Genomic DNA, 19153 nt, shown 5'->3' on the forward strand with positions numbered 1-19153 from the left:
CGGCCATGACGAAATGGGTCTACAGCTTCGGCGCAGGCAAGTCCGAAGGACGCGCCGACATGAAGAACCTGCTGGGCGGCAAGGGCGCCAATCTGGCGGAGATGAGCAATCTCGGCATTCCCGTCCCCCCCGGGTTCACCATCTCGACCGAGGTCTGCACCTATTATTACGCCAATGGCGAGACCTATCCCGCCAGCCTCAAGGAAGAGGTGATGGCCGCCCTGGCCCAGGTCGAGGAGGACATCGGCCTCAAGTTCGGCTCCACCGCCGACCCGCTGCTGGTCTCGGTGCGCTCGGGCGCGCGCGCCTCCATGCCGGGCATGATGGACACCATCCTCAACCTCGGCCTCAACGACAAGTCGGTGGAGGGACTGGCCAAGCGCTCGGGCGACGCCCGTTTCGCCTATGACAGCTATCGCCGCTTCATCCAGATGTATTCCAACGTGGTCCTGGGCGTCGATCATCACAATTTCGAGGAGATCCTCGACGAGGTGAAAGAAGACAAGGGCGTCAGCCTCGATACCGAGCTGGACGCCGATGACCTGAAGAAGGTGGTGGCCAAGTACAAGGACAAGGTCCAGGAACAGCTGGGCAAGCCCTTCCCCCAGGACGTCCACGAGCAGCTGTGGGGCGCCGTCGGCGCCGTGTTCGGCTCGTGGATGAACCAGCGCGCCATCACCTATCGCCGCCTGCACGACATCCCCGCCGAGTGGGGCACCGCCGTCAACGTGCAGTCCATGGTGTTCGGCAACATGGGCAATGACTGTTCCACCGGCGTGTGCTTCACCCGCAACCCCTCCACCGGCGAGAACGAGTTCTACGGCGAGTTCCTGGTCAACGCCCAGGGCGAGGACGTGGTGGCCGGCATCCGCACGCCGCAGCAGCTGACCATCGCCGGCAAGAACGCCCAGTCGTCCGACCTGCCGGCCATGGAAGAGTGCATGCCCGAGGTGTTCAAGGAACTGAACGCCATCCGCCACAAGCTGGAGGCGCACTACAAGGACATGCAGGACATGGAGTTCACGGTTCAGCAGAACCGCCTGTGGATGCTCCAGACCCGCACCGGCAAGCGCACCACCAAGGCGGCGCTGAAGATCGCCGTGGATATGGCGCGCGAAGGCCTGATCACCCGCAAGGAGGCCATCAAGCGCATCGATCCCGCCTCGCTGGACCAGCTGCTGCACCCCACGCTCGACCCCAAGGCGCCGCGCACCCTGCTGGGTCGCGGCCTGCCGGCCTCGCCGGGCGCCGCCTCGGGCAAGGTGGTGTTCTCGGCCGAGGACGCCGAGGATTGGGTCAAGAACCGCAAGGAGCGGGTGATCCTGGTGCGCATCGAGACCAGCCCCGAGGATATTGGCGGCATGCACGTCTCCGAGGGCATCCTCACCACGCGGGGCGGCATGACCAGCCACGCCGCCGTGGTGGCGCGCGGCATGGGCACGCCTTGCGTGGCCGGCGCCGGCGAGATCCGCGTCGATTACGCCGCCAAGACCATCAAGGTCGCCGGCAAGGTGGTGAAGGAAGGCGAGACCATCACGCTGGACGGCTCCACCGGCGAGGTGTTCATCGGCGCCGTCGCCACCATCCAGCCGGAACTGACCGGCGATTTCGGCACCCTGATGGAGTGGGTGGACACCATCCGCACGCTGAAGGTCCGCGCCAACGCCGAGACCCCGCTGGACGCCGCCACGGCGCGCAAGTTCGGGGCCGAGGGCATCGGCCTGTGCCGCACCGAGCACATGTTCTTCGATCCCAGGCGCATCATCGCCATGCGCGAGATGATCCTGGCCGAGACCGAGAAGGGCCGCCGCGCCGCCCTGGCCAAGCTGCTGCCGTTCCAGCGCCAGGACTTCATCGACCTGTTCGAGATCATGCAGGGCCTGCCGGTGACCATCCGCCTGCTCGACCCGCCGCTGCACGAGTTCCTGCCCCACACCGAGGACGAGATCGCCGAGGTGGCCAGGGAAGCGGGCGTCGAGCCCGCTGTGGTCAAGGCCCGCAACGCCGCCCTGCACGAGAGCAACCCCATGCTCGGCCATCGCGGCTGCCGTCTGGGCATCACCTACCCGGAAATCTACGAGATGCAGGCCCGCGCCATCTTCGAGGCGGCGGTGCACGTGTCGCGTGAGACCGGCCGCACCGTGACGCCCGAGATCATGATCCCCCTGGTGGGCGCCAAGAAGGAGCTGGACCTGATGAAGGCCAGCATCGACAAGGAAGCCGAGGCGGTGTTCGCCGAGCAGAAATACGCGGTGAAGTACATGGTCGGCACCATGATCGAACTGCCGCGCGCCGCCCTGCTGGCCGGCGACATCGCCCAGACCGGCGAGTTCTTCTCGTTCGGCACCAACGACCTGACCCAGACCACCTTCGGCATGAGCCGCGACGATTCCGGCCCGTTCCTCGAGGTCTACCGCGCCAAGGGCATCTACGAGCACGACCCCTTCGCCAGCCTGGACCAGTCGGGTGTCGGCGAGCTGATCAAGATCGCCGCCGAACGCGGCCGCGCCACCCGCTCGGGGCTCAAGCTCGGCATCTGCGGCGAGCATGGCGGCGACCCGGCCTCCATCCACTTCTGCCAGGGGGCGGGGCTGGATTACGTGTCCTGCTCGCCTTACCGCGTGCCCATCGCCCGCCTCGCCGCCGCCCAGGCGGCGCTGGGCGGCTCGTCCTCCTCCGGGACGGCCTGACGGCCAGGGGAAAAGGGCCCTTCGGGGCCCTTTTTCAATACGAGGGCTGGAAAGTCGCGCGGTGCCATACTAAAGTTAATGGGGGGTTGTTCAGGAGATCAGGTTCATGAGCGTGCAGGACGATGCCGACTTCACCGCCTGGATGGGCGGCAAGGTGTTCATGGTGGTCGAGGACATGACCTCGGCCCGCATGCTGGAAGCCAGTCTGCTGCGTGGCCTGGGAGCCAAGAAGGTGGTGCCCGCCACCGATGGCGCCGATGCCCTGACCAAGCTGGAACACGCCGACCACATCCCCGACATCATCATCAGCGACTGGATCATGCCCGAGGTGGACGGCCTGGCCCTGCTGGAAGCGGCCAAGGCCAAATATCCCCAGGTGCAGTTCATCATGCTGACCTCGAAGACCGACCTGGACGACGTGCGCGTCGCCCGGACCAAGGGGGTGGACGGCTACATCGCCAAGCCCTTCACCCGCGAAACCCTGGTGGCGGCCCTGAAGAAGCTGAAGGGTTAGGGCTGTCATCCCGACGACCAACGGGAGGAGGGATCTCGTTCTGGAATAGTTTTTCCAAACCGGAAAAGGCATCGCAGGCGGAGATCCCTCGACTTCGCTCGGGATGACATAAATAAAATTCGCTCCCCAGGGAATAATCCCCGCCGTCATCCGTTTCCTCATCAGCGGCCCATGCCGGGCCGCACCTGGAGGAAGCCATGATAGCCAAGAGCCTCACCATCTTCGCCGCCGCTCTTCTCATGAGCACGGCCGCCTTCGCCGCCCCGGTCAAGCAGGGGCAAAGCGCGCTTGGCACCGTGCTGACCGACGACAAGGGCATGACGCTCTACACCTTCGACAAGGACACTCCCGGCATGTCGGCTTGCGTCGATGCCTGCGCCCAGAACTGGCCGCCGCTGATGGCCGCGTCGGGGGCCATGGCCGAGGGGGATTACACCGTCATCAAGCGGGCGGACGGCTCCATGCAATGGGCCTACAAGGGCAAGCCGCTCTACACCTGGATCAAGGATGCCAAGCCCGGCGACGTCACCGGCGAGGGCTTCAAGGATGTTTGGCGGGTGGCCAAGCCGTAGCCATCTATCACCCATGACCACGCTGGAGAGCCAGATCGAGGCGGAGATTCCCGGGCTGCGGCGCTATGCCCGCGCCCTGTCCGGGAACGCCGCCCAGGCCGACGACCTGGTCCAGGATTGCCTGGAGCGGGCGCTCTCCCGCCTGGCCCCGTGGCGCCGCGACGGCAATCTGCGGGCCTGGCTCTTCACCATTCTGCGCAACGCATGGATCGACGAATTGCGGCGGCGCAAGCTCCGCCCGGAGACCAACGGCATGGACGAGGCCCTCGACACCGTGGCCACCGCTCCCGGCCAGACGGACCGTCTGGCGGTGCGCGACATGGTCGCCGCCCTGGCCCAGCTGGCGCCGGAGCAGCGCGAGACCGTGCTGCTGGTGGGGCTGGAGGGGCTGAGCTATGCCGAGGTCGCCGCGGTGACCGGCGTGCCGGTCGGCACGGTGATGTCGCGCCTGAAGCGCGGCCGCGACCGCCTCGCCCTGTTGATGCACGGCGGCGAATCCGCCATCCGGAGAGTGAAATGAGGAAGTCGGTTTCCGACGACGATCTGCTGTCCTATGTGGACGGCGTCCTCGACCCCGACAGGGTGGGGGAGGTCGAGGACTGGCTGGAGGCCAATCCCCGCGACGCCGAGCGGGTGCGGCAATGGCGCGAGCAGGTGGAGGGACTGCACCGCCTGTTCGATCCGGTGCTGGACGAGGCCTTGCCCGACCGGCTGCGGGTGGCGGCGGTGAAGGCCGGGCGGCCGGGCCGCTGGCTGGCGCCGCTGCTGCGCATGGCCGCCATGGTGCTGCTGGTTCTGGCCGGGGGGGCGGGGGGCTGGTGGCTGCGCGGCGGCGGGGCCGTCTCGGCCCCCGGTGCCCTGGTGGCCGCCGAGGCCCTGTCGGCCCATGTGGTCTTTGCCGCCGAGATCCGTCATCCCGTCGAGGTCACGGCGGGCGACCGCGCCCATCTGGTGGCCTGGCTGTCCAAGCGGCTTGGAGCGGAGCTGAGGGTTCCCGACCTGTCGGAGGCGGGCTTCTCCCTGGTGGGGGGGCGGCTGCTGCCCGCCGCGTCGGGGCCGGCCGCCCAGTTCATGTACGAGAACGCCGACGGACGGCGGGTGACCCTTTACCTGCGGCGCAACACCGAAGGAAGCGAGACAGCCTTCCGCTTCGCGGCGCAGGGACGGGTGGAGGCCTTCTACTGGCTGGACGGGCCGCTGGGCTATGCCCTGGCCGGCGACGTGGACCGCCAGCGGCTGATGGACATGGCCAAGGCGGTCCATCATCAGCTGGAGAGTTAGAGCCGGACCTTCTCGTAGATGGAAATCAGGATCTCGAAGACGATCAGGCCGACGATGTACCATTCCACCTTGATGGACGAGCGGGTCTGAATCAGGTCGAGCAGCGTCTCGGCGGTGTCGGAGATCACCTCCAGCTTGCGGTCCAGCGCCCGGTTGCGGCCAGACAGGTCGTATTCGCGCTCCAGCCGGATGAACAGGCGTTCCAGTTCCGGCCTGACCCACAGCACTTCCGGGCTTTCCAGCAATTCGACGCGGCCCACCATGCGGTGCTCGGCCAGCAGCACCTCGCCGATCTGGGCCAGCAATTCCTTGGTCTTCAGCTTGTGCAGCGCCCCCTTGCTGAGCGACACCGCCAGAGGCTCGACGGCGTCGAACACCTTGGCGATCCGCGTCTCGTAATGGCTGAGCACCAGGTCGCGGGCCAGTACCTCGGCCACCAGCTGCAGACGCTGGGGGCTGGAATCGGCCAGAAAGACCGTTCCCGACTGATCCACCCGGTCCTCGCCATCGGGCTCGATCTGCACCTCGGCCGCCTCCCGGCCCTGGACGGGCAGGGGATCGGCGACCAGCTTGCCCAGCGAGGCGAGGAACACCGCCTCCTCCATGGGGTCCAGGCCGAACAGCACCACCACGCCGTAGCGGAACAGCACGGCGAAGCCCTCGCGGCCGGCGCGGATGATCAACGGCGCGGTGGCCAGCACCACGCCCTCCTCCAGGCGCTTGGTGTCGAGGCGCTCGCCCAGCAGCAGGACCTGGGCGGCAAGACGGTGGGGAGTGGGAGGTGAGGGCTCGGTCATCGGTAGCGCCTGAGGTTGGGGCTCCCGTTCTACCACTTCGTGACGGGGTCGTGACCGGGATGACGGCCGATGTCACCAATTCTTCATCAAGGGGGCTGCCGCCCGGAATGCGCATAGGCCGTCAGAATCGAAATGTGATAAAGGTGTGGGTAAAATACCCATCTTTGAATCGAGGGGGGATGGTACCGTGACTCTGCGCAATTCCCGCATCGGCGGGCGCATCGCCTTCGGCATTCTGCCGGTGATCGCCGCCCTGATCGCGCTGTCCTTCTGGCTGGTGCGCCAGGACATGGCCGCCGCCGGGCGGGGCAAGGTTCTCACCGGGCTGGCGGACGTGGCGGTGAAGGCCAACGGGGTCGTTCACGAGCTGCAGCGCGAGCGCGGGTCCTCGGCCCTGTTCCTGGGCAGCAAGGGAACCCAGTTCGCCGCCGAGCTGGCCGAGCGGCGCAAGGATTCGGACCGCAGGATCGCCGAACTGGAAGCGGGGTTGGGCGGCCTGGAGGCCGCCACCGCCGAGGCGCTGGGGGCCGGCACCGTGGAGAACGTGCGCGAGGCGCTGCGCCGCCTGCCCGATCTGCGGGGCCGGGTCGATCGCCTGGAGCCCAAGGTGCCCGAGGCGGTCGGCGCCTATACCGAGGCGATCCGCCGGCTGATCGCCGCCGTCGCCCGGGTCGGCATCGTCAGCCCCGACGTGGAGACCGCCAAGCTGATTTCGTCCTATGTGGCGCTGACCGACGCCAAGGAAAGCGCCGGCCTGGAGCGCGCCACCGGGGCGGGGGGCTTCGCTTCCGGCAAGTTCGAGCCCGTCCTCTACCGGCGCTATCTGGAACTGGGGGCGGAACAGCGCTCCTCCTTCGCGGTGTTCCAGCGCTACGCCTCGGCCGAGGCCGCCGCCGCGCTGAAGGCCGCCCTGTCCTCCGAAATCGAGGAACCGGTGGCGCGCATGCGCGCCGTCGCCATCGAAAGCGCCGTCACCGGAACCATCGGCGACGTCACCGGCCCCGCCTGGTTCGCCGCCTCGACCAAGCGGATCGACGCGCTGAAGACGGTGGAGGACCATATCGGCCGGGAGATCCATGCCCAGGCCGGGCGCCTCAGGGACGAAGCCACCCGTTCGCTGGTCATGGTCTCCGCCGGGCTGGCGGCCCTTCTCGCCCTGACCGGCTTCATCATCGTGGCGGTGGTGCGCTCCATCGTCCGGCCGGTCTCCCATCTGGCCGAGGCCATGACCCGGCTGTCGGAAGGCGACCTTTCCGTCCGTCTGGAGGGGACCCAATATGCCGACGAGATCGCCGAGATGGCGCGGGCCACCCAGGTGTTCCGCGAGCACAGCGAGGCCCGCCAGCGCCTCGAGGCCGAGCGGGCCGAGGCCGAGCATCAGGCCGCAATCAACCGCCGCCAGATGTTGCACGACCTCGCCGACCATTTCGAGGCCACCGTCAAGGCCAGGGTCGCCGAGGTGGGGCGCTCGACCGCGGGAATCCGGGGCACCGCCCAGATCATGGCCAAGCGTTCGGAAACCAGCGGCGGCCGTTCCCTCGACGTGGCCGAGGCTTCCAGGCAGACCACCGAGCGCGCCGACGTGGTGTCCGAGGCGACCCGGCAAATGACCCTCTCGGTCGACGAGATCGCCCAGCAGGTGGGGCAGGCGACCCATATCGCCCGGCGCGCCGTCGATGACGTCAGCGAAACTACCCGCCAGATGGAGGACCTGTCCCACGCGGTCCAGTCCATCGGCGAGATCGTCAGGATGATCAGCGACATCGCCGCCCAGACCAACCTGCTGGCCTTGAACGCCACCATCGAGGCGGCCCGGGCGGGCGAGGCGGGCAAGGGTTTCGCCGTGGTGGCGGGGGAGGTCAAGCATCTCGCCAACCAGACCGCCAGGGCCACCGACGACATCACCGCCCAGGTGGCGGCCATCCAGGCCTCCACCCGCGAGATGACCGGCAGCATCGCCGGCGTGGTGGAAACCATCCGCTCCATCGATCAGGTGTCCTCGGCCATCGCCGGCGCGGTGCAGCAGCAGGAGGCCACCACCCGCGACATCGCCGGCAACATCGGACAGGTGGCGGTGGAGGCGGCGGCGGTGTCGGGCAGCGTCGCCGAAATGTCCCGCTCGTCGGCCATGGCCTGCGCCGGAACGGTTCGGGTGATCTGGAGCGCCCGTGCCCTGGCCGACGTGGTGTCCGGCCTCGAGGCCGAGGTGGAACAGTTCTTGAGGACGGTCAGGAATTAGCCGTATCCTGACCGGAAAGCCGGGGCGGGAGGCAGCGTGGATTTCAGGTCGTTACGGATACGCATTCTCACTCTTTTCCTGCTGTCGTTCCTCGGTGTCGGTGCCATCGTTGCCGTGTTGTTCGCCGGCTCGCTGCAGCACGATATGGAAAGCCTCCTGGCCCGCCAGCAGGCGGCCTTCGTCGGCGGACTGGCCGAGGAGCTGGACCAGAAGATCAAGCTGCAGATCGGCGCCATGGAACGGGTGGCGGGGCTGATTCCGGCGGTCGGCTGGAACGATCCGAAAGCCCTGACCGCCTTTCTCGACAATCGCATCGGGATCAAGGGCTTCTTTGCCGGCGGCCTGGTGCTTCTCGACCGTGACGGCATGGTCCGGGCCGAGGCCCCCGACCTGGGGCGGCTGGGGGGCGACTTCGCCCGGCTGACGGGGATCGAACCGGTGATCGAGACCGGTCGTTCCCTGCTCGGCGAGCCCTATTTCGACAAGGCCCTCGGCCAGCCGGCGGTGACCATGGCCGTGGCCGTCCGCGATGGCCAGCGCATCATCGGCGCGCTGGTGGGCACCGCCACCCTGACCCAGGGCAACTTCCTCGGCCGTCTGGTGGAGCAGAAGGTGGGGGCGACCGGCGGCCTTTACATGGTGGCGCCCAAGTCCGGTCTCATCGTCGTTTCCACCAACAAGGAGCGCATATTCACCCCGATGCCCCGGCGCGGCGTCAACCGCATGCTGGACCGCTATGTGGATGGTTACGAGGGAGCGGGGGTGACGGTCAGTTCGCTGGGAATCGAGGAACTGACCGCCGCCCGCCGCGTCGAGTCGACCGGATGGGTGCTGGTGGCCCGCCTGCCCACCGCCGAGGCCTTCGAGCCCATAGCCGGAATCAAGAGCCGCCTGGTGGCGGCCCTGGTGGGCTTTGGGCTGGTGTCGCTGGGTTTGTTGTGGCTGGTGCTGCGCACCGCCCTGTCGCCCCTGCATCGCGCCACCGGGCAAATTCAGGCCATGGTCGACGGCCACGTTCCGCTCGCCCCGCTGGAGGTGACGCGCATCGACGAGGTCGGGCGGATGATCGGCGCCTTCAACGCGCTGCAGGCCAAGGTGGGAGCGGCTGAAGCGGCCCTGCGGGACCGGGGGACGCTCTATCACGCGCTGTTCCACGGCTGCAAGGCGGTGGAGATGCTGATCGATCCCGCCGACGGGCGGATCATCGACGCCAACCACGCCGCCGAGGTCTATTACGGCTGGACCCATGAACAGCTGCTCTCCATGCGTATTTCGGAGATCAACACCCTGGACAAGGCGGCCATCGCCGAGGAGATGCGGAAGGCCAAGGCGGAGCTTCGCGACCATTTTGATTTCCGCCATCGCCTCGCCTCGGGCGAGGTCCGCGACGTGGAGGTCTGGTCGGGGCCGGTGGAGGTCACCGGGCGCCAGCTGCTCTATTCGATCGTCCATGACGTGACGGCCCGGCGCCAAGCCGAGCGCGAGGTGCGTTCGCTGCTGGTCTTTCGCCGCGCGGTGCTGGACGGGGCGGGATCGTCCATCATCGCCACCGCCGTCGATGGGACCATCTCGCTGTTCAATCCCACCGCCGAGCGCTGGCTGGGCTATGGCGCCGACGAGATGATCGGCAAGGCCTCGCCGGCCATCATTCATGACGCGGGCGAGGTGACGCGCCGCGCCGCCCTTCTGAGCGAGGAACTGGGGCGGCCGGTCGAGGCCGGCTTCCAGTGCTTCGTCGCCAAGACCCTGGACACGGGCAAGCCCGACAGCGGCGAATGGACCTATATCCGCAAGGATGGCGGGCGGTTCCGCGTCCTGCTGACCATCACGGCGCTGTATGACGATTCCGGCGAACTCAGCGGCTTTCTGGGCATTGCCCAGGACATCACCGCCCGGCTGTCGGTGGAGAAGGAACTGAAACGCTCCAACGCCGAACTGGAGCATTTCGCCTATGTGGCCTCCCACGATCTGCGCCAGCCGCTGCGCATGATCAGTTCCTACATCACCCTGCTGCAGCGCCGCCTGGGCGACGGCCTGGATCACGATTGCCGGGAATTCATCGGCTTCGCCGTGGACGGGGCCAAGCGCATGGATCGCCTGATCACCGATCTCCTGGAGTATTCGCGGATCGGACGCAGCGGCCATGATGACGAATCCGTCCGTCTGGACGAGGTCCTGCAATTGGCCCTGATCAACCTGAGCGCGCTGATCCAGGAAAGCGGCGCCACGGTCAAGGTGGCGGATGACCTGCCGTCGGTTCACGGCAACGCCGTCGAACTGGAACGCCTGTTCCAGAACCTGATCGCCAACGCCGTCAAGTTCCGGGCCGAGGACCGGCCGCCCATGGTGGACGTCTCGTGCGCCCTGGACGGCGAGGAATGGATTGTCTCGGTCCGCGACAACGGCATCGGCATCGATCCGGCCGGGCAGGCCCGCCTGTTCCAGATCTTCCAGCGGCTGGTCGGCCAGGAGCAGTATCCCGGCACGGGCATCGGCCTTGCATCGTGCCGCAAGATCGCCGAGCATCACGGCGGACGAATCTGGGTGGAATCTGTGCCGGGCGAGGGCTCGGTCTTCCGGGTGGCGCTGCCGGTCCGGGGACCGGCCGTCACCGTGGCGTGAGAATTCCCGGGGCAGGCGCATGGGGGCGCGGGAGTGCAACAATTCGTCTTCAAGGCATGGTTGAAATCGGCTGCCGTCGGAGATAGGGTAGTTCCCGAGCGTCGCATTCCGTGAGGGCGGCGTTTTTTGTGTTTCTGCGGTTCGTGGTGTTGCAATCGGGTCATATTGGATAATGATTGGGGCTGGCATATGCAGCAGAATCAGGTCGCGCCTTTCGAGGTTCTGATCGTCGATGACGAGCCCGGCGACGTGGAGTTGATCCGCTCGGCCATCGTCGAGGGCCGCTTCATCTGTCGTACCCACGTGGCCCAGGACGGGGTCGAAGCCATGGCTTTCATGCGCAAGGAAGCCCCGGCCTACAGCGGGGCGGTCACTCCCGATCTGGTGCTGCTCGATCTCAACATGCCCCGCATGACCGGCCGCGAGGTTCTGGCCGCCATGCAGTCCACCGACCATCTGGCCCGCATTCCCGTGGTGGTGCTGACCACCTCGGACGTGGAGCGCGACGTGCTGCAGGCCTACGATCTCGGCGCCTCGGGCTTCGTCACCAAGCCGGTGGACATCGAGCAGCTGTTCAACGCCATCCACGGGATTCAGGATTACTGGTTCGGCGTGGTGCGCAAGCCCAGCCTCAACGGCGCCGCCTGATCCCTATTTCGCCGCGCGATCTGCTATAAGTCGTGCCGGAACGTTTCTGGCGGCGGGTGATGATGGCCGAGGATGATCACGGGCGGGCCTTGCGGCCGGGCTGGACGACGGGGGCCTGCGCCACGGCGGCGGCGTCAGCCGCCTGTTCGGCCCTGCTGGGGCAGGGTTTCCCCGACCCGGTGAGCATCACGCTGCCCGGCGGCCAGACCCCCGCCTTTTCCCTGGCGCTGAGCGAAAGCGGCCTCGGCTGGGCGCGGGCCGGCGTGGTCAAGGATGCCGGCGACGACCCCGACGTCACCCACGGCGCGACCATCATCGCCACCGTCCGGCATGGCGCGGCCGGATCGGGAGTGGTCTTCAAGGCCGGGAAGGGGGTCGGCACCGTCACCCGGCCCGGCCTGCCGCTCGCCGTCGGCGAGCCGGCCATCAATCCGTTGCCCCGCCGGCTGATGGGCGAGGCGCTGGCCGCCATCGCCGCCCGCCATCACGCGGCCTGCGATTTCCAGGTTGAGATCGCGGTGCCCGGCGGCGAGGATCTGGCGCTTCGCACCTGGAATCCCCGCCTGGGCATCCTGGGCGGCATTTCCATCCTGGGCACCACCGGCGTGGTGGTTCCCTATTCCTGTTCCGCCTGGATCCACTCCATCCAGCGGGGCATCGACGTGGCGCGGGCCTGCGGCCTGTCCCACGTGGCCGGCTGTGTCGGCTCGACCTCGGAAAAGGCGGTCCGGCGGGTACGCGGGCTGAGCGTGGAGGCGATCATCGACATGGGCGATTTCGCCGGCGGCATGCTGAAATACCTGCGCCGCCACCCGCTGCCCCGCGTCACCGTCGCCGGCGGCTTCGCCAAGATGTGCAAGCTGGCCAAGGGCGAGATGGACCTCCATTCCAGCCGCTCGCAGGTGAACATGGCCTGGCTGGCCGGGCAGATGGAGCGGCTGGGGGCGGACGCGGCCCTGGTGGCCGCCGCCGCCGGGGCCAACACCGCCCTCCAGGTGCTGGAAATGGCCGGTTCCCTGCCGCTGGGCCAAGCCATCGCCGCCCAGGCCGAAGCGGCGGCCCGGGCGGTGCTCGACAACGACGAGGTCACGCTGGACGTGCTGGTGGTGGACCGCCAGGGCCGGGTGATCGGCGACAGCGGCCGTCCAGGCTGATGCCGTCCCCCCGCTCTAACAGGGTGCGGAAAAACTCGCCTACCACTCTGTTTATCCGTCACCCCCGCGAAGGCGGGGGTCCATGTTGACGCAATTTGGCGGCATCAACACAAGATATAGTTTGCTGATGCATGGATTGTCCGCTCCGCGTTCCCTTCGGTCCCGCTTTCGCGGGAATGACGACGTCTTGGGACGAGTTTTTCCGTGGCCCGCTCTAGAGCGGCGAGCCTCATACCTGAAACACAGTGTCATCCTGAGCGCAGCGAAGGATCTTTCAACCGCAATTGGTCGCCGGTGTTGGTGAAAGACCCTTCGGCCATGCCTCAGGGTGACAGACTGTTTCTGATTAAACGCACGACGCTCTAAAACTCCTTCTGCACCTTGGCGCGCAGTTCCGCCGAGCGGGGACTTTGCGTATCCAGGGTGCCGTCGCTGCTGCCCATGCGGATGGACTCGGCCACCGCGCCCAGGCATTGCTCGTTCCTGAGCTCGTACTGGTCCAGCTGCCAGCTGGCGTTGCGGTTTTCGCTCATCAGCATGGCCGCCTCGGTCTGCAGCTGGGTGGCCTCGGCCAGCAGGCGGGCGGCGTTGGAGGCCGACTTGGCGGTGGGGGTCGAGGCCCCGGCCGCCGCCATCTGGGCCGACGCCGCGGTGCGGTCGTCGCCCTTCAGCCAGATGTGGGCCCAGGCCTTCCAGGGGGCGGAGGCCTCGATGTCCAGGGCGTAGAGGACGGAATAGGCCACCGCCTGGGTGACGGTCAGATCCTCGGTGCTCATGACTCGGTTCCTCCGGCGGCGCCCGCTTCGGGGGCGGCGCGGCGCTTGACGGTCTTGGGGTCGGCGGTGATGGGGCGATAGATCTCGATGCGCGCCCCTTCCTCCAGCACGGTGTCCAGCGTGGTGGCCTTGCCGAAGATGCCGACCTTCTGGGTCTCCAGGTCGATCTCGGGGAACTGGTGGAGGATGCCCGACTTCTCGATGGCCTGCTTGACCGTGGTTCCCTCCGGCACGTCGATGGACAGCCAGGACTGGCGGGAGGGAAGGGCGTAGACGACTCCGATCTTCATGGTGCGCTTCCCTTTCCTCAGACGCTGTGGGCGCCGGCCATCTTGATCTCCTTGCCCATGGCGAGGTCGATCTTGCGCTTGGCCACCACCAGCATGCCGGCGATCAGGAAGCCGCCGGGTGGCAGGATCAGCATCAGGATGCCCCAGTCGGCGGGCATGATGCGCATCTCCAGCACCTTGGCCCAGGGGCCGAGCAGCAGGGCGGCGTCGGCGAACAGGGTGCCCTGGCCGATGGCTTCGCGCACCAGGCCGATGGCGGTCAGCGCGAAGGTGAAGCCCAGGCCCATGAAGGTGCCGTCCACCAGCGAGGGCAGAACCGGCTCCTTGGCGGCGAAGGCCTCCAGGCGGGCCAGCGGCAGGCAGTTGGACACGATCAGCGGGATGAACAGGCCCAGCACCTTGTAAAGCTCGTGCATCCAGGCGTTCATGGCCAGATCCACGAAGGTGACGTTGGCCGCCACGATCAGGATGTAGACCGGGATGCGCACCTCGTGGGTGACGTAGTTGCGGAACATGGCCACCATCAGGTTGGAGGCGGCCATCACCACGGCGGTGGCGATGCCCATGCCGAAGCCGTTGGTGCCGGTGCCGGTCATGGCCATGGTCGGGCACATGCCGAGCAGCATGCACAGCACGCCGTTGTTCTCCCACAGGCCGTCCTTGACGATCCGTCCGTAGCTGGCAGACATCACTTCTTCTCCATCATGCGAGACGAATTGGCGGCGAAGAATTCCAGACCCTGGCGGATGCCGCCCACCACGGCGCGCGGCGTGATGGTGGCGCCCGAGAACTGGTCGAACTGGCCGCCGTCCTTCTTGACCTTCCACTTCTCCACCGGCGGATTGCCCAGGCTGAGGCCGGTGAAGCGGGTGATCCACTCGTTCTTGGCGGCCTCGATCTTGTCGCCCAGGCCGGGGGTCTCCTTGTGGGAGATGACCCGCACGCCCAGCAGCTTGCCGTCGGGCGCGATGCCCAGCATCAGGCGGATGGGGCCGCCATAGCCGCCATTGGCGATGTATTCATAGGCGATGCCGGTGATCTTGCCGTCCTTGGTGGCGCGGTAGACCTCGATCTCGGGCGAGGCGCCATGGGCGCCGGCGCCCACCGGACGCATCACCTTGACGGTGTCGGTGACCGGGTTGTTGTCGTGGATGGACCGCGGAATCACCTGACCCAGCGAGTTCATCTTGTCCTCGAGGGCGCGCTCCTTGATCGGCTCCTTGGTGATGCTGTCGGTCAGCGCCAGGGCCACGCCGAAGCCGGCGCAGAAGATGCCCAGGATGGTGGCGTGGACCCAGGTGGGCTTGATCGCGTGGCTCATTTGTCCCCCCTGGCCGGCAGCGGCTCGCCCTTATTGGTGCGGCCAAAGACGCGCGGCCGGAAATGTTGGTCGATGATGGGTGTCAGGGCGTTCATCAGCAGCACCGCGAAGGCCACGCCCTCGGGATAGCCGGCGAAGGTGCGGATGATCCAGGTCAGCAGGCCGATTCCCGCGCCGAACACCAGCTGGCCCTTCTTCGACACCGGCGAGGTGACGTAGTCGGTGGCGATGAAGAAGGCGCCCAGGAACGACGCGCCCGACAGCAGGTGGAAGGTGCCGCCGGCGAAGCGGTCGGGATTGATCAGGTTGAACAGCGCTCCCATGACGAACAGGGTGCCCAGCATGGAGACCGGGATGTGCCAGGAGATGATCTTGCGCCACATCAGGAACAGGCCGCCCAGCAGGATCAGCGGAATGGCGGTCTCGCCCATGGAGCCGGGATGAAAGCCGATCATCATGTCGCCGATGGTCGGCACCTGCAGCAGGGATTCCGAGACCGGCGTGCCCTTGGAGAGCTCGGTCTTGACCAGCCCCAGCGGCGAGGCGGTGCTGATGCCGTCCAGCGACACGCCGCGCCCGAAGGTGAAGTGCAGCGCCTCGGAGAACGAGGGCGAACCGGGGGTGAACAGCGGCTTGGGCGCGGTGAAGGCGGTCATCTGGACCGGGAAGGAAACCAGCACCACCACGCGGCCGACCATGGCCGGGTTGAACACGTTCTGGCCCAGGCCGCCGAAGACGTGCTTGGCCAGGCAGACGGCGAAGAACGAGGCAACCACGGCCACCCACCAGGGCGCCCAGGGGGGAAGCGACAGGGCCAGCAGCCAGCCGGTGATCAGCACCGAGCCGTCGCCGATGGCCTTGTCGGCGTTGCCGCCGCCCCAGCGCACGCAGCCCGCCTCGAACGCCACGCAAGCCAGCATGGTGACGATGAACAGGAAGATGGCGGGCCAGCCGAACAGCCAGAGATTATAGAGCGTGGCGGGAACCAGCGCCGCCAGGACCGTGAACATGGTCTTGGACACGCTGTTGGGGCCGTGGGTGAACGGTCCGCTCTTGTCGATCACGAAACTCATGCTTGGGCCCCGCCTTCGGTGGTGGGTTGAGCCTGGGCGGCCAGGGCCGCTTCGGCGGCTTCCTTGGCGGCCTTGGCCTTGGCGGCGGCTTCGCGCTTGGCCTGGGCCTGACGCTCGAGCCGCGCGTTGTGGGCTTCGACCAGCGCCTTGGTCTGCTCGTTCTTGCGCCGCTCGCGGTCCAGCGCGGCGATCTTGCCCTTGGCGTAATTGAAATAGTGGACCAGCGGAATGTGCGACGGGCAGATGTAGGAGCACGATCCGCACGACACGCAATCCTGCACGCCGATCTTGGCGGCCATGTCCAGCTTGTCGTTCCTGATGTAGCTGGCCATCTCCACCGGCACCAGCCCGCAGGGGCAGTAGGTGACGCAGGAGCCGCAGCGGATGCAGGGGCTGGGGGCGTGCTCGTTGGTCTCTGCCTGGGTCAGCGCCAGGATGCCCGAGGTGCCCTTGACCACCGCCACGTCCAGCGACGGCAGGGGCTGGCCCATCATGGGACCGCCCGAGATGATGCGCTTCGCCGCCTTGGACACGCCGCCGCAGAAGTCGAGCAGCTCGGACACCCTCGTGCCCAGCGGCACCTCGATGTTCTTCGGCTCGGCGACGGCGCCGCCGCTGACCGTGACCACCCGCGACACCAGCGGACGGCCCAGGCGCACCGCCTGGTGCACGGCGCGCGCGGTGGCGACGTTGTGGACCACCACGCCCACGTCGGCGGTCAGCTTGCGGGCCGGGGTCTCGCGGCCCGTCACCGCCTGGGTCAGGTGGCGTTCGGCGCCCATGGGATACTGCACGGGCACGCCCACCACCTCCACATTGGAGGTCTTGGCGGCTTCGGCCGAAAGCGAGGCGATGGCCTGGGGCTTGTTGTCCTCGACGGCGATGATCACCTTGGGAGCGCCCAGGGCGTGGGCCATGATGCGGGCGCCGTCCACCACCTGTTCGGCGTATTCGCGCATGACGCGGTCGTCGCAGGTGAGGTAGGGCTCGCACTCGGCGCCGTTCAACAGCAGGATTTCCAGCTTGTGCTGGTTGCCGAGGCCCAGCTTCACCGCCGAGGGGAAGGTGGCGCCGCCCATGCCGACGATGCCGGCCTCGGCGACCCGGGCCTTGATCTCGCCCGCCGAGGCGGCGAAGGGATCGGCGATGGGGGCCATGGGCTCGGCCCATTCGTCCTTGCCGTCGGCATCGAGCATGATGGTCAGCACCGGCAGGCCCGAGGGGTGCGGCGCGGTCATCTCGGTGATGGCGACGATGCGGCCCGAGGTGGGGGCATGCACGGCGGCCGAGATGGCGCCCTGCGCCTTGGCGAGCACCTGGCCCTTCTTGACCAGATCACCGGCGTTGACCGTGGTGTTGGCGGGCGCGCCCATGTGCTGCTGCAGGGGCAGGTACAGGGTCTTGGGAACGGGCAAGGCGACGATGGCCTTCTCGCTCGTCAGCTCCTTGCGGTATTCCGGGTGGATGCCGCCCAGGATGGGAAACAGTTTCATCGACCGTCTCTCCTCAATGCGCCGAATGCTCGCCCGGCTTTTGCCAGTGCCAGCCTGCGATGGTTTGCGGAATGGGGCGCATCTCGATGGCCTCGGTGGGGCAGATCTTGAAGCACTTGGAACAGGCGTGGCAGGCGTCGGCGATCACCGTATGCAGCTGCTTGGGCGCGCCGACGATGGCGTCCGAGCCGCACTCGCCGATGCAGCGCAGGCAGCCGATGCACAGATCCTCGTTGATGAAGGCGACACGGGGGCCGACCTCCTCGTGGGCATCCGCGTCGGCATGCACGCCCAGCTTCTTGGCCAGGGCCTCGATGGTGGCCTTGCCGCCCGGGGCGCACAGCGTGATGGGCGTGTCGCCCTTGGCCAGCGCGGCGGCGTACTGGGCGCAGCCGACGAAGCCGCACTGGCCGCATTGCGAGCCGGGCAGCAATTCCTGCAGTTCTTCCTCGATGGGATTGGTGGGCACGGCCAGCAGCTTGGCGGCGGTTCCGAGAACCGCGCCCAGCGTCACACCCATCACCGCCAGACTTCCGACATCCAACAACATGACAGGTGACCTCCTAGTTCGTGCTCATACCGGAAAAGCCCATGAAGGCGAGCGCCAGCAGGCTGGCGGTGATGAAGCCGATGGGCGGGCCGGCGAACAGGCGCGGCACCGCGTTCAAGGCGATGCGTTCGCGCAGGCCGGCGAACAGCACCATGACCAGCGAGTAGCCCAGCGACGAGGCCAGGGCGAAGACGGTGCTCTCGATGAAGTTCATCTTGCCTTCGACCAGCAGCAGGTTGACGCCCAGCACGGCGCAGTTGGTGGTGATCAGCGGCAGGTAGATGCCCAGCATCTGGAACATGGCGGGAGAGACCTTGCGCACCGTCGCCTCGGTGAACTGCACGGCCGCCGCGATGACCAGGATGAACACCACGGTGCGCAGATAGCCCAGCTGGTAGGGCTCCAGCAGATAGGTTTCCAGCCCCCAGTCCAGCATGGCCGAGACGGTGATGCAGAAGGTGGTGGCGGCGCCCATGCCGATGGCGGTGTCCACCCGGGTGGTGACTCCCATGAAGGAGCACAGGCCCAGGAACCGCATCAGCACGACGTTGCTGACCAGGGCGGCGCTGATGATCAGCAGAAGGTAATGTTCCATCGGGTGCTTCCCCCTTTACCCATGTTCCGAGTGGCAGTTCCCGCTGGCCGGCGGCTCGAAGGCGCGGCGCAGGAAGCGGGGGGACAGCACCCCCCGTGCCGAAAGACGTCCCGAGATGATCCGGGTCCCGAGCAGCCCCGCCAGCAGGCCGAGGGCGGCGCCGAGCGCGGCGTAGCCGTCGGAATGCCCGATCTCCTGCCCGGTGATTCCCCCCACCAGCAGGGTGGCCAGCGGCAGGCCGTAGGCGATGAGCGCGCCCTTGGTGAGCGTATCCTCGCGCACGCCCACCACCACCCGCTCGCCCACCCGCAGGCCCAGATCGCCCGGCAGGGCGAAGCGCTTGGCCAGCTGGCGGGCGTTGGGGTCGCCCAATTGCTTGCCGATGCTGCACAGCCCCGCCGAATGGCAGGTGCCGCACCCGGCCACGGGCTCGGGCTCGGCCCACGCCTGGCCGCCGCTGACGGCGACGATGCGGGCCACGCCCTCGACCATGTCGCGGTCATCGGCATCGGGAAAAGTGGACTCGGGGTTGCTCATC

19 protein-coding genes are annotated in these 19153 nt (G+C 67.6%); 9 read left to right on the forward strand and 10 right to left on the reverse strand.

Annotation, left to right across the window (positions count from 1 at the left end; genetic code table 11):
• Nucleotides 1–5: 5 nt before the first annotated feature.
• The 5 genes from ppdK to ACV4UZ_RS01150 all read left to right on the forward strand — a co-directional run bounded on the left by ppdK (nt 6) and on the right by ACV4UZ_RS01150 (nt 5057).
• Entirely contained in the window at nt 6–2690 is a 2685-nt protein-coding gene (gene ppdK / locus ACV4UZ_RS01130) for a pyruvate, phosphate dikinase (RefSeq protein ID WP_491599116.1), read from the forward strand.
• A gap of 106 nt (nt 2691–2796) precedes the next feature.
• Nucleotides 2797–3204 (forward strand): response regulator, encoded by a 408-nt coding sequence (locus tag ACV4UZ_RS01135; RefSeq protein WP_491599117.1) that lies wholly within the window; start codon nt 2797–2799, stop codon nt 3202–3204.
• A 197-nt stretch (nt 3205–3401) separates the two neighbouring features.
• Complete coding sequence (locus ACV4UZ_RS01140; RefSeq protein ID WP_491599118.1) at nt 3402–3776, forward strand: COG4315 family predicted lipoprotein; 375 nt, start codon at nt 3402–3404, stop codon at nt 3774–3776.
• A gap of 13 nt (nt 3777–3789) precedes the next feature.
• Nucleotides 3790–4296: a sigma-70 family RNA polymerase sigma factor gene (locus ACV4UZ_RS01145; protein WP_491599119.1), complete on the forward strand. Its 507-nt coding sequence runs from the start codon at nt 3790–3792 to the stop codon at nt 4294–4296.
• Complete coding sequence (locus ACV4UZ_RS01150) at nt 4293–5057, forward strand: anti-sigma factor family protein (RefSeq protein ID WP_491599120.1); 765 nt, start codon at nt 4293–4295, stop codon at nt 5055–5057. Before ACV4UZ_RS01145 ends, ACV4UZ_RS01150 begins: the two co-directional genes overlap by 4 nt.
• On the opposite strand, the gene ACV4UZ_RS01155 is transcribed toward ACV4UZ_RS01150, so the two are convergent.
• Nucleotides 5054–5854 carry an RMD1 family protein gene (locus ACV4UZ_RS01155; RefSeq protein ID WP_491599121.1) on the reverse strand — a complete coding sequence of 267 codons (801 nt, stop codon included), beginning with the start codon at nt 5852–5854 and terminating at the stop codon, nt 5054–5056. The two genes, ACV4UZ_RS01150 and ACV4UZ_RS01155, sit on opposite strands and share 4 nt — an antisense overlap.
• A 187-nt stretch (nt 5855–6041) precedes the next feature.
• Between ACV4UZ_RS01155 and ACV4UZ_RS01160 the strand changes: the two genes are divergently transcribed.
• The 4 genes from ACV4UZ_RS01160 to ACV4UZ_RS01175 all read left to right on the forward strand — a co-directional run bounded on the left by ACV4UZ_RS01160 (nt 6042) and on the right by ACV4UZ_RS01175 (nt 12517).
• Nucleotides 6042–8093, forward strand: a complete 2052-nt coding sequence (locus ACV4UZ_RS01160) for a methyl-accepting chemotaxis protein (RefSeq protein WP_491599122.1) — start codon at nt 6042–6044, stop codon at nt 8091–8093.
• A gap of 36 nt (nt 8094–8129) precedes the next feature.
• Nucleotides 8130–10715, forward strand: coding sequence for a PAS domain S-box protein (locus ACV4UZ_RS01165; protein ID WP_491599123.1), 2586 nt, complete (start codon nt 8130–8132; stop codon nt 10713–10715).
• Nucleotides 10716–10904: 189 nt separating this feature from the next.
• Nucleotides 10905–11363 (forward strand): response regulator, encoded by a 459-nt coding sequence (locus tag ACV4UZ_RS01170; RefSeq protein ID WP_491599124.1) that lies wholly within the window; start codon nt 10905–10907, stop codon nt 11361–11363.
• Nucleotides 11364–11425: 62 nt separating this feature from the next.
• A complete protein-coding gene (locus tag ACV4UZ_RS01175) occupies nt 11426–12517 on the forward strand; it encodes a cobalt-precorrin-5B (C(1))-methyltransferase (protein WP_491599530.1) in 1092 nt (363 codons plus the stop codon).
• A gap of 362 nt (nt 12518–12879) precedes the next feature.
• On the opposite strand, the gene ACV4UZ_RS01180 is transcribed toward ACV4UZ_RS01175, so the two are convergent.
• The 9 genes from ACV4UZ_RS01180 to ACV4UZ_RS01220 are packed head-to-tail and all read right to left on the reverse strand — an operon-like array spanning nt 12880 to nt 19152.
• Nucleotides 12880–13293, reverse strand: coding sequence for a hypothetical protein (locus ACV4UZ_RS01180; RefSeq protein WP_491599125.1), 414 nt, complete (start codon nt 13291–13293; stop codon nt 12880–12882).
• On the reverse strand, nt 13290–13583 hold the full coding sequence (locus tag ACV4UZ_RS01185; RefSeq protein WP_491599126.1) for an RnfH family protein: 294 nt from the start codon (nt 13581–13583) through the stop codon (nt 13290–13292). The genes ACV4UZ_RS01180 and ACV4UZ_RS01185 overlap by 4 nt, the downstream gene beginning before the upstream one ends.
• Nucleotides 13584–13600: 17 nt before the next feature.
• Complete coding sequence (locus tag ACV4UZ_RS01190) at nt 13601–14272, reverse strand: electron transport complex subunit E (RefSeq protein ID WP_491599127.1); 672 nt, start codon at nt 14270–14272, stop codon at nt 13601–13603.
• Nucleotides 14272–14904 carry an electron transport complex subunit RsxG gene (gene rsxG / locus ACV4UZ_RS01195; protein ID WP_491599128.1) on the reverse strand — a complete coding sequence of 211 codons (633 nt, stop codon included), beginning with the start codon at nt 14902–14904 and terminating at the stop codon, nt 14272–14274. Before rsxG ends, ACV4UZ_RS01190 begins: the two co-directional genes overlap by 1 nt.
• Entirely contained in the window at nt 14901–15977 is a 1077-nt protein-coding gene (locus tag ACV4UZ_RS01200; protein ID WP_491599129.1) for an RnfABCDGE type electron transport complex subunit D, read from the reverse strand. The genes rsxG and ACV4UZ_RS01200 overlap by 4 nt, the downstream gene beginning before the upstream one ends.
• Entirely contained in the window at nt 15974–17470 is a 1497-nt protein-coding gene (gene rsxC, locus ACV4UZ_RS01205) for an electron transport complex subunit RsxC (RefSeq protein ID WP_491599130.1), read from the reverse strand. Before rsxC ends, ACV4UZ_RS01200 begins: the two co-directional genes overlap by 4 nt.
• 13 nt (nt 17471–17483) lie before the next feature.
• Nucleotides 17484–18020 (reverse strand): RnfABCDGE type electron transport complex subunit B, encoded by a 537-nt coding sequence (locus ACV4UZ_RS01210; RefSeq protein ID WP_491599131.1) that lies wholly within the window; start codon nt 18018–18020, stop codon nt 17484–17486.
• A 13-nt stretch (nt 18021–18033) separates the two neighbouring features.
• Complete coding sequence (gene rsxA, locus ACV4UZ_RS01215; RefSeq protein WP_491599132.1) at nt 18034–18615, reverse strand: electron transport complex subunit RsxA; 582 nt, start codon at nt 18613–18615, stop codon at nt 18034–18036.
• A gap of 15 nt (nt 18616–18630) precedes the next feature.
• Nucleotides 18631–19152 (reverse strand): SoxR reducing system RseC family protein, encoded by a 522-nt coding sequence (locus tag ACV4UZ_RS01220; protein WP_491599133.1) that lies wholly within the window; start codon nt 19150–19152, stop codon nt 18631–18633.
• Nucleotide 19153 lies beyond the last annotated feature (1 nt).

The organism is Paramagnetospirillum sp. (genome assembly GCF_058402745.1).